General features: G+C 56.1%; 3 rRNA genes. All 3 read right to left on the bottom strand.

The window, feature by feature from the left end:
- Window positions 1-40: 40 nt before the first annotated feature.
- The 3 genes from rrf to B5M43_RS14670 all read right to left on the bottom strand — a co-directional run bounded on the left by rrf (window position 41) and on the right by B5M43_RS14670 (window position 5,232).
- Window positions 41-157, bottom strand: a 5S ribosomal RNA gene (gene rrf, locus B5M43_RS14680).
- Window positions 158-259: 102 nt separating this feature from the next.
- A 23S ribosomal RNA gene (locus B5M43_RS14675) occupies window positions 260-3,362 on the bottom strand.
- 347 nt (window positions 3,363-3,709) lie between these two features.
- Window positions 3,710-5,232: ribosomal RNA gene (locus tag B5M43_RS14670) — 16S ribosomal RNA — on the bottom strand.
- The 16S, 23S and 5S rRNA genes sit together here, the layout of an rRNA operon.
- Window positions 5,233-5,354: the final 122 nt, after the last annotated feature.

Below are 5,354 nucleotides of genomic sequence, written 5' to 3'. Positions count from 1 at the left end.
AGAGGGCCACCCAGCGTTGGGTGGCCCTCTCGTAAAGGAAGTCCGGCGGTGTCCTACTCTCCCACAGGGTCCCCCCTGCAGTACCATCGGCGCTGAGAGGCTTAGCTTCCGGGTTCGGAATGTGACCGGGCGTTTCCCTCTCGCTATGACCGCCGAAACACTGTTGATGTTTCAGTCACAACAAAAGCTTTGTTGTTGTGTTCTCGACCGTACATCGAGAACCACTCAGTGGACGCGCGCACCGCTAGAAGAGCGGGGTGTTATCAAGTCATCGGCTTATTAGTACCAGTCAGCTGCATGCATTGCTGCACTTCCACATCTGGCCTATCAACCCAGTAGTCTGGCTGGGAGCCTCTCGCCCGAAGGCATGGAAGTCTCATCTTGAGGCCGGCTTCCCGCTTAGATGCTTTCAGCGGTTATCCATCCCGAACGTAGCTAATCAGCGGTGCTCCTGGCGGAACAACTGACACACCAGAGGTTCGTCCAACCCGGTCCTCTCGTACTAGGGTCAGATCCTCTCAAACTTCCTACGCGCGCAGCGGATAGGGACCGAACTGTCTCACGACGTTCTAAACCCAGCTCGCGTACCGCTTTAATGGGCGAACAGCCCAACCCTTGGGACCTACTCCAGCCCCAGGATGCGACGAGCCGACATCGAGGTGCCAAACCATGCCGTCGATATGGACTCTTGGGCAAGATCAGCCTGTTATCCCCGAGGTACCTTTTATCCGTTGAGCGACAGCGCTTCCACAAGCCACTGCCGGATCACTAGTCCCGACTTTCGTCCCTGCTCGACCTGTCAGTCTCACAGTCAAGCTCCCTTGTGCACTTACACTCGCCACCTGATTGCCAACCAGGTTGAGGGAACCTTTGGGCGCCTCCGTTACTTTTTGGGAGGCAACCGCCCCAGTTAAACTACCCACCAGGCACTGTCCCTGAACCGGATCACGGTTCGAAGTTAGACATCCAGAGTGACCAGAGTGGTATTTCAACAACGACTCCACGGTAACTGGCGTCACCGCTTCAAAGTCTCCCACCTATCCTACACAAGCCACACCGAACACCAATACCAAGCTGTAGTAAAGGTCACGGGGTCTTTCCGTCCTGCTGCGCGTAACGAGCATCTTTACTCGTAATGCAATTTCGCCGAGTTCGTGGTTGAGACAGTTGGGAAGTCGTTACGCCATTCGTGCAGGTCGGAACTTACCCGACAAGGAATTTCGCTACCTTAGGATGGTTATAGTTACCACCGCCGTTTACCGGGGCTTAAATTCTCAGCTTCGCCTTGCGGCTRACCGGTCCTCTTAACCTTCCGGCACCGGGCAGGCGTCAGTCCGTATACATCGTCTTGCGACTTGGCACGGACCTGTGTTTTTAATAAACAGTCGCTACCCACTGGTCTCTGCGGCCACCACACCCTTTCGGAGCAAGTCCTAATAAGTGGATGGCCCCCCTTCTCCCGAAGTTACGGGGGTATTTTGCCGAGTTCCTTAACCACGATTATCTCGATCTCCTCGGTATTCTCTACCTGACCACCTGAGTCGGTTTGGGGTACGGGCGGCTGGAACCTCGCGTCGATGCTTTTCTCGGCAGCATAGGATCACCCACTTTTCATCCGCATCGTGTCTCAGCCTGTATGGGGGACGGATTTGCCTATCCCCCGGCCTACGCACTTGCACCAGGACTACCATCGCCTGGCTTGGGCTACCTTCCTGCGTCACACCTGTTAATACGCTAACCGCACCAGCATGGGGTCGCGCGCTAGGCCACCCGGTGTCACCCGAAGGTGACGGTGGATGGATTCGGGCGCTTAGCACCACTGGATTGGTTGGGGCGGTTCTTCGCCGGTACGGGAATATCAACCCGTTGTCCATCGACTACGCCTGTCGGCCTCGCCTTAGGTCCCGACTTACCCAGGGAAGATTAGCTTGACCCTGGAACCCTTGGTCTTTCGGAGGACGTGTTTCTCACACGTCATTCGCTACTCATGCCTGCATTCTCACTCGTGTGGCGTCCACGGCTGGTTTCCACCGCCGCTTCACTCGCCACACGACGCTCTCCTACCCATCAAAACGGCTGGACCACGAAGGCCTGCCAATAGTTTCAATGCCACAACTTCGGTGGCGTGCTTGAGCCCCGTTACATTGTCGGCGCGGAATCACTTGACCAGTGAGCTATTACGCACTCTTTCAAGGGTGGCTGCTTCTAAGCCAACCTCCTGGTTGTCTGAGCAACTCCACATCCTTTCCCACTTAGCACGCGCTTTGGGACCTTAGTTGGTGGTCTGGGTTGTTTCCCTCTCGACTATGAAGCTTATCCCCCACAGTCTCACTGCTGCGCTCTCACTTACCGGCATTCGGAGTTTGGCTGACGTCAGTAACCTGGTAGGGCCCATCGGCCATCCAGTAGCTCTACCTCCGGCAAGAAACACGCAACGCTGCACCTAAATGCATTTCGGAGAGAACCAGCTATCACGAAGTTTGATTGGCCTTTCACCCCTATCCACAGCTCATCCCCTCAGTTTTCAACCTAAGTGGGTTCGGCCCTCCACGACGTCTTACCGTCGCTTCAGCCTGGCCATGGATAGATCACTTCGCTTCGGGTCTAGGACACGCGACTGAATCGCCCTATTCAGACTCGCTTTCGCTACGGCTACCCCACACGGGTTAACCTCGCCACGTATCGCTAACTCGCAGGCTCATTCTTCAAAAGGCACGCTGTCACACCTACCAGGGGTGCTCCAACGGTTTGTAAGCAAACGGTTTCAGGTACTATTTCACTCCCCTCCCGGGGTACTTTTCACCTTTCCCTCACGGTACTTGTCCGCTATCGGTCATCTGGGAGTATTTAGGCTTACCAGGTGGTCCTGGCAGATTCACACGGGATTTCTCGGGCCCCGTGCTACTTGGGATCCTCTCCACGCCAGAACACGCATTTCGACTACGGGGCTGCCACCCACTCTGGCCGGCCATTCAAGACCGTTCGTCTATACGCTTCTGTCACGTCGACCCCTCGGCAGAGAAGTCAAGAGAGTCCCACAACCCCGAACGTGCAACGCCTGCCGGCTATCACACACGCCCGGTTTAGCCTCATCCGGTTTCGCTCGCCACTACTCACGGAATCACTGTTGTTTTCTCTTCCTGTGGGTACTGAGATGTTTCACTTCCCCACGTTCCCTCTACCCGCCCTATATATTCAGGCGGGAGTCACCAGGTCGCACAAACGCCTGGCGGGGTTTCCCCATTCGGACACCCTCGGATCAAAGCTCGCTTATCAGCTCCCCGAGGCTTATCGCAGATTGCTACGTCCTTCTTCGGCTCCAGATGCCAAGGCATCCACCGTTTGCTCTTAAAGACTTGAAATCACATGAGCCGACAGACCCCGAAAGGCCTGTCGTTCGCTATCTATAAGATGCTCGCGTCCACTGTGTAGTTCTCAAAGTACGGGCGGTACCCACCCCGCAACCCACCAACCGGCAGGAAGACAAGAGTGAGTCCAGAAGGAGAGGATCCGAAGACCCGGTCCCTCAGGACCCAACAGCGTGCAGCCGCCCCGCTCCCCAACCCCCACGTTCCAGCACCGAAGTGCGTACTAGCGAAGGTCAGCTGCGCTGACGGCATGTCAAATGTTCCACCCATGAGCTGACCAGCGAGACACATTCGGTCCCGATCTGGCGCCTGGACACCCGAGGGTGCCAGATGCTCCTTAGAAAGGAGGTGATCCAGCCGCACCTTCCGGTACGGCTACCTTGTTACGACTTAGTCCTAATTACCGATCCCACCTTCGACGGCTCCCTCCACAAGGGTTAGGCCACCGGCTTCAGGTGTTACCGACTTTCATGACTTGACGGGCGGTGTGTACAAGACCCGGGAACGTATTCACCGCAGCGTTGCTGATCTGCGATTACTAGCGACTCCGACTTCATGAGGTCGAGTTGCAGACCTCAATCCGAACTGGGACCGGCTTTTTGGGATTCGCTCCACCTCACGGTATTGCAGCCCTTTGTACCGGCCATTGTAGCATGCGTGAAGCCCAAGACATAAGGGGCATGATGATTTGACGTCATCCCCACCTTCCTCCGAGTTGACCCCGGCAGTATCCCATGAGTTCCCACCATTACGTGCTGGCAACATAGAACGAGGGTTGCGCTCGTTGCGGGACTTAACCCAACATCTCACGACACGAGCTGACGACAACCATGCACCACCTGTATAGAGACCTTGCGGGGGGACTGTTTCCAGACCTTTCCTCTATATGTCAAGCCTTGGTAAGGTTCTTCGCGTTGCATCGAATTAATCCGCATGCTCCGCCGCTTGTGCGGGTCCCCGTCAATTCCTTTGAGTTTTAGCCTTGCGGCCGTACTCCCCAGGCGGGGAACTTAATGCGTTAGCTGCGTCACGGAGACCGTGGAAAGGTCCCCACAACTAGTTCCCAACGTTTACGGGGTGGACTACCAGGGTATCTAAGCCTGTTTGCTCCCCACCCTTTCGCTCCTCAGCGTCAGTTACGGCCCAGAGATCTGCCTTCGCCATCGGTGTTCCTCCTGATATCTGCGCATTCCACCGCTACACCAGGAATTCCAATCTCCCCTACCGCACTCTAGTCTGCCCGTACCCACTGCAGGCCCGAGGTTGAGCCTCGGGTTTTCACAGCAGACGCGACAGACCGCCTACGAGCTCTTTACGCCCAATAATTCCGGATAACGCTTGCGCCCTACGTATTACCGCGGCTGCTGGCACGTAGTTAGCCGGCGCTTTTTCTGCAGGTACCGTCACTCTCGCTTCTTCCCTGCTAAAAGAGGTTTACAACCCGAAGGCCGTCATCCCTCACGCGGCGTTGCTGCATCAGGCTTCCGCCCATTGTGCAATATTCCCCACTGCTGCCTCCCGTAGGAGTCTGGGCCGTGTCTCAGTCCCAGTGTGGCCGGTCACCCTCTCAGGCCGGCTACCCGTCGACGCCTTGGTGAGCCATTACCTCACCAACAAGCTGATAGGCCGCGAGCCCATCCCGAACCAAAAAATCTTTCCCACCACAACAGATGCCTGTATGGTGCGTATCCGGTATTAGCAGCTGTTTCCAACTGTTATCCCAGAGTCCGGGGCAGGTTGCTCACGTGTTACTCACCCGTTCGCCACTGATCCACTCCAGCAAGCTGGAGCTTCACCGTTCGACTTGCATGTGTTAAGCACGCCGCCAGCGTTCATCCTGAGCCAGGATCAAACTCTCCGTGAAGAAAAAATGCTGACCCCACCGGGAAAACGGTGAAGCAGCGAGTTTGATGCTGACCAAAAACGGATGTCAAAACTGACTTCCAAAATTGATCCAAAGGAATCTCGCAACCAACCAAAAAGGCC

Source organism: Microbacterium sp. MEC084 (assembly GCF_004514465.2).
GTDB lineage: Bacteria > Actinomycetota > Actinomycetes > Actinomycetales > Microbacteriaceae > Microbacterium.
Note: the sequence above shows the minus strand (reverse complement) of the source record. Positions and strands in the feature narration are given on the sequence as shown.